Below are 4,529 nucleotides of genomic sequence, written 5' to 3'. Positions count from 1 at the left end.
GTATCGAATGAGAATTGTCTTTTTTTAGTTTGATTTACCGTACTAGTTAGAAAAACGTGAGTTTTTCAGCAGCCTCACAGGAAGAGGTCCTTTTTTTGAATTCTCTGTTTTCATTTCTGATAAGCAAATCCTTTGATATAAAGAATTTGCATGGTATCCTTAAAGGGATAAAAATTGAGTGAGGGTATACTATGGAATTTACGCATGTTACATCGGTTTTGCTCGGCCTTGTTATCATTCTTAATATATTATTTGCCACGATTGTCATATTTTTTGAAAGAAGGGAAGCGAGCACCACCTGGGCTTGGTTATTGGTGTTATATTTTCTCCCTGTAGTCGGTTTTATTTTATATCTCCTTTTTGGAACGAGTTTAAGGCACGCCCACTTATTCCAATGGGAGGACAAGAAGAAAATCGGGATTGAAGAAATCCTTGATAAACAGATGGAAGAGCTTTCAACGGATCATTTTCCTTTTCGAAATGCTTCTTCAAGTAATTACCGTGATTTGATTTATATGCATCTCCGGAACAATGATGCCGTGCTTACTGAAGATAATCAAGTCGATATTTTTACGGAGGGAAAAAATAAGTTTGACCAGCTTTTTAAAGATATCGAAGCGGCAGAAAACCATATACACATACAATACTACATCATTCAAAGGGATGGCCTGGGTAAACGATTCATTGAAGCTTTGACTAAAAAAGCGAATGAAGGCGTCAAAGTTCGGGTTCTTTATGACGAGCTGGGTTCCAGGGGGATGACTAAAAGTTTCTTCAGGGAATTTAGGCAGGCAGGAGGGCGAGTGGAGGCATTCTTTCCATCCAAATTAAAATTTATAAATTTACGGCTGAATTTCCGTAACCATCGAAAGCTAGTCATCATTGATGGAAAAGTAGGGTATGTTGGAGGCTTTAATGTTGGTGATGAATATTTAGGGCTTAACCCAAAATTCGGTTTTTGGCGTGATACACACCTTCGAATAAAGGGTTCGGCTGTCAAAGCCATTCAAACCCGTTTTATCCTGGATTGGAATCAGGCATCAAAGCACCATGATATAACTTATCAGCCTCATTATTTCCCTGTTTTAAAGCCTCAAGGCAATATAGATTTGCAAATAGTGACAAGTGGACCAGATTCTGAATGGGAACAAATTAAAAATGGCTATATTAAATTGATATCTTCAGCAAAGAAATCGATTCTCATTCAAACACCTTACTTCATACCGGATGCAAGTTTATTGGATGCACTCAGGATTGCCAGCTTATCAGGGTTAGATGTAAAAATCATGATTCCGAATAAACCTGATCACCTTTTCGTTTATTGGGCAACAACTTTCAATGCAGGGCAGTTATTAAGAGCGGGAGCTAAGATATACATCTATGATAACGGCTTTATTCATGCGAAGATGATCGTGGTGGACGAAGAGGTCTCCTCGGTGGGGACAGCTAACATTGATGTCCGTAGTTTTAAATTGAACTTTGAAGTCAATGCCTTCATTTATGATGAAGGCATGGCCGAAACACTGACAAGGATTTTTTATAAGGATGTTGAAGTCTGCAGGCAGCTTACAATTGAAGACTTTGAAAAGCGTTCAAAATGGATTCGTTTTAAAGAGTCCATTGCAAGGTTGGTATCACCCATATTATAATTTTTAAAGTTGCAGACCATTACTATATAGGCCGCTTTGACTGTAGACAAATTCGTAAAAAGCGAGTTTGTCTGCAGTTTTTTTCTTTGAAAAATGTTCAAGATTTTACAAACCCTCAAAAAAGTTCTAGCTATGATTTCAGAAATCCGTTTCCTTTTCGCCGACTGTCTGCCAATACTCATCAAAGCAAGCGTCACCGGGGTCTCGGCTAGCAAGTTTTCGGCAGGAGTATCGCAAATGTCTTCAATCCAATGAGGATTTATTTCATATAAATGAAAAAAATCATGGAGTATAGCCAAGACTGTTTTAAAATTATAGTAATCATCCTCGGTAAGAATAGTGAAAGCGATTCGGCAGGAGACCATTTCGGACTCCATTTTGGTACAATAGTTTATATCCATAAAAGGGGGAAATGCCGTGAAAACATTTATAATCACAGGAGCTTCAAAAGGCTTAGGGGCTGCCATCGCCAAAGGATGTTTGCAGACGAGTGATCATTGCATTTTAGTTTCCCGTACAGCCCATCCTGAAATGCAGCGGATGGCTGATAGATCCGGGACGAAACTTACATTTATTTCGATGGACTTGAATGAAACGGAAAAGTTACCTTCCTTAGTCAATGAGATTCTTGATGCTGTCGATGAAACAAGTGACATTTATTTCATTAATAATGCAGGTGTCATTGAACCGATAAAGCCGGTAGGAAACCTTGGTATAGTAAATTTGGAAACAAGCATGCGGGTGAATTTCATGGCACCCATCGTATTGGCTGATGAATTCGTTAAACAGACAAAGGACTGGAACAGAAAGAAGGTAATGGTCAACATATCTTCAGGAGCAGCTAAAAACCCTTATCATGGCTGGTCAGCCTATTGCAGCACTAAGGCGGGGCTAGAAATGTTCACACGGGTTGCAGGGTTGGAACAGGATAAAACATCTTTCCCCACGTCTCTCATTTCTTTTTCACCAGGTGTAATGGATACGGAGATGCAAGGGACAATCCGGTCAGCAGACGAACGGGACTTTTCCAATCGAGACAAATTTCATGAATATAAAGAGAATGGCATGTTAAGAAGCCCTGAATTTGTGGCAGATAAACTTTTGCAGCTTCTTGAAGCGGAAGATTTGGAGAATGGGAAGTTCTACGATATTAAGAATTTACTTTGATTTATGGGAGTATGTGAAACGAAAAATCAACTGATGGCTTATAGCGTGGGGCTGTCCCTTAGGACAGCCTCTTTTTTTAGTGATCCTTCATTCCCATTTAAAATAAAGTCTAAAAAACCAGGATATCATCATTTGGAAATGTGATAATGCGTTCTATCCAATTACCTGAATGACATAAACTTTTTTGGAGGGAGTTTGGAGGGCTTTTAATGACAATCATTATTGTGAAAAAAGGTGACAGTCTTTGGGAAATTGCCACGAAAAATAAAGTTGACCCATCGAGGATAATTGAAGTCAATGGATTGGAATCAACAACTTTGGTCCCTGGCCTGGCATTGTATATACCTAATGAAAAAGCGGTGAATCGGAGGTATCTAATTAAAAGTAAGGATACCCTTACTAGAATCGGCAGTCTTTTTGGTACGAGTGCAGCGGAAATCATGGAGGCCAATCCAGGAATCGTTGCAAACTCGCTAAAAGTCGGTACGGAAATTTTAATTCCGTCTCCATACAAAAATCAATTGATTACACTGGGTTTTGCCTTCCCGACTTCAGGTGGAGTAGTGTTTGAAACACTTGAGCAGAATGGTGATAAATTATCTTATTTAGCCATTGTAGCTTATTCGTTTACAAGGGAAGGAAATGCATACGTTGATGGTGATGATTCCCCCCTTATTGCGAAATGCGGGCAGACAGGGGTGAAGCCGCTACTGATGATCCGGAACTTCCAAGGTGGTGATTTTGATGCTGATTTGGCTGGTGAAGTCCTTGCTAGTTCAGTATACAGAGCGAATTTAATCAAAAGTATGCTGAATTTCGTTAGGGAGAAAGGCTATGGCGGTGTCAGTATGGACATCGAATTCATCCCACCTGCCAGGCGTTCCGATTATGTGCTTTTTTTAAAAGAATTAAAGGAGGGGTTGAACGAACTGATCCTGCATGTGAACGTACATGCAAAAACAGCGGATAATCCTGATAATCGAATTGTAGGCGGGCATGATTATCGGGGGATCGGAGAGGCAGCCGACCTTGTTGCCGTGATGACCATTGACTATGGGTATCCAACTGGCCCGCCTGAACCCATTTCCCCAATTTGGTGGATGGGGGAGGTTCTTCGTTATGCTTTGTCGACCATACCTGGGTATAAACTGCAGTCGGCATTTCCTATGTATGGATACGATTGGATAGTACCAAGCCACGAGACTAAAGCTTTATCAGCTCAAAATGCCCAAAATCTTGCTATTGCAACTGGCTCTGAAATAACTTTTGACACTTCAGCGGCTTGCCCTACCTATTCTTATCGAAGAGAGAATTCGAACCATGTCGTTTGGTTTGAAGATATTCGATCGATAAGCGCAAAATATGAAATGATTGATGCATATGAACTGATAGGTGCAACTTATTGGCAGATTGGTTTGGAATTCCCGCAGAATTGGGAGTTTATAGATAAGAATATCTGGATTATCAAATAGAATGAATGAGTGCCAGGTGGTAAAAAGAAGGGTTATATATTTTTTTCCCTTGTTTGGTTGTGCAGCTTTTACCAGGGGCAAGCCAAACACACCGAGCAAGATTTTAAAGAGAGACAATATTGTTCGACGTGCCCTTGTAACATAAAAAAGGAGCCATGGAAAACCGAGGCTGCTGAAAAACTCACGTTTTTCTAACTAGTACGGTAAATCAAACTAAAAAAAAGACAATTCTCATTCGATA

3 protein-coding genes are annotated in these 4,529 nt (G+C 40.0%); all 3 read left to right on the top strand.

The window, feature by feature from the left end:
• Positions 1–191 precede the first annotated feature (191 nt).
• The 3 genes from cls to N9I19_RS23965 all read left to right on the top strand — a co-directional run bounded on the left by cls (position 192) and on the right by N9I19_RS23965 (position 4,288).
• A complete protein-coding gene (gene cls, locus N9I19_RS23975) occupies positions 192–1,649 on the top strand; it encodes a cardiolipin synthase (RefSeq protein WP_283896418.1) in 1,458 nt (485 codons plus the stop codon).
• Between the two features lie 417 nt (positions 1,650–2,066).
• Positions 2,067–2,816 carry a (S)-benzoin forming benzil reductase gene (locus N9I19_RS23970; protein ID WP_317779217.1) on the top strand — a complete coding sequence of 250 codons (750 nt, stop codon included), beginning with the start codon at positions 2,067–2,069 and terminating at the stop codon, positions 2,814–2,816.
• A 209-nt stretch (positions 2,817–3,025) separates the two neighbouring features.
• Positions 3,026–4,288, top strand: a complete 1,263-nt coding sequence (locus N9I19_RS23965; protein ID WP_317779216.1) for a glycosyl hydrolase family 18 protein — start codon at positions 3,026–3,028, stop codon at positions 4,286–4,288.
• Positions 4,289–4,529 lie beyond the last annotated feature (241 nt).

Origin of the sequence: Peribacillus sp. CSMR9 (genome assembly GCF_033141925.1) — a bacterium.
Lineage (GTDB): Bacteria > Bacillota > Bacilli > Bacillales > DSM-1321 > Peribacillus > Peribacillus simplex_A.
Note: the sequence above shows the minus strand (reverse complement) of the source record. Positions and strands in the feature narration are given on the sequence as shown.

Coding starts and splice junctions, on each gene's coding strand:
- cls (WP_283896418.1), top strand. CDS start 192: ATGGAATTTACGCATGTTACATCGGTTTTGCTCGGCCTTGTTATCATT.
- N9I19_RS23965 (WP_317779216.1), top strand. CDS start 3,026: ATGACAATCATTATTGTGAAAAAAGGTGACAGTCTTTGGGAAATTGCC.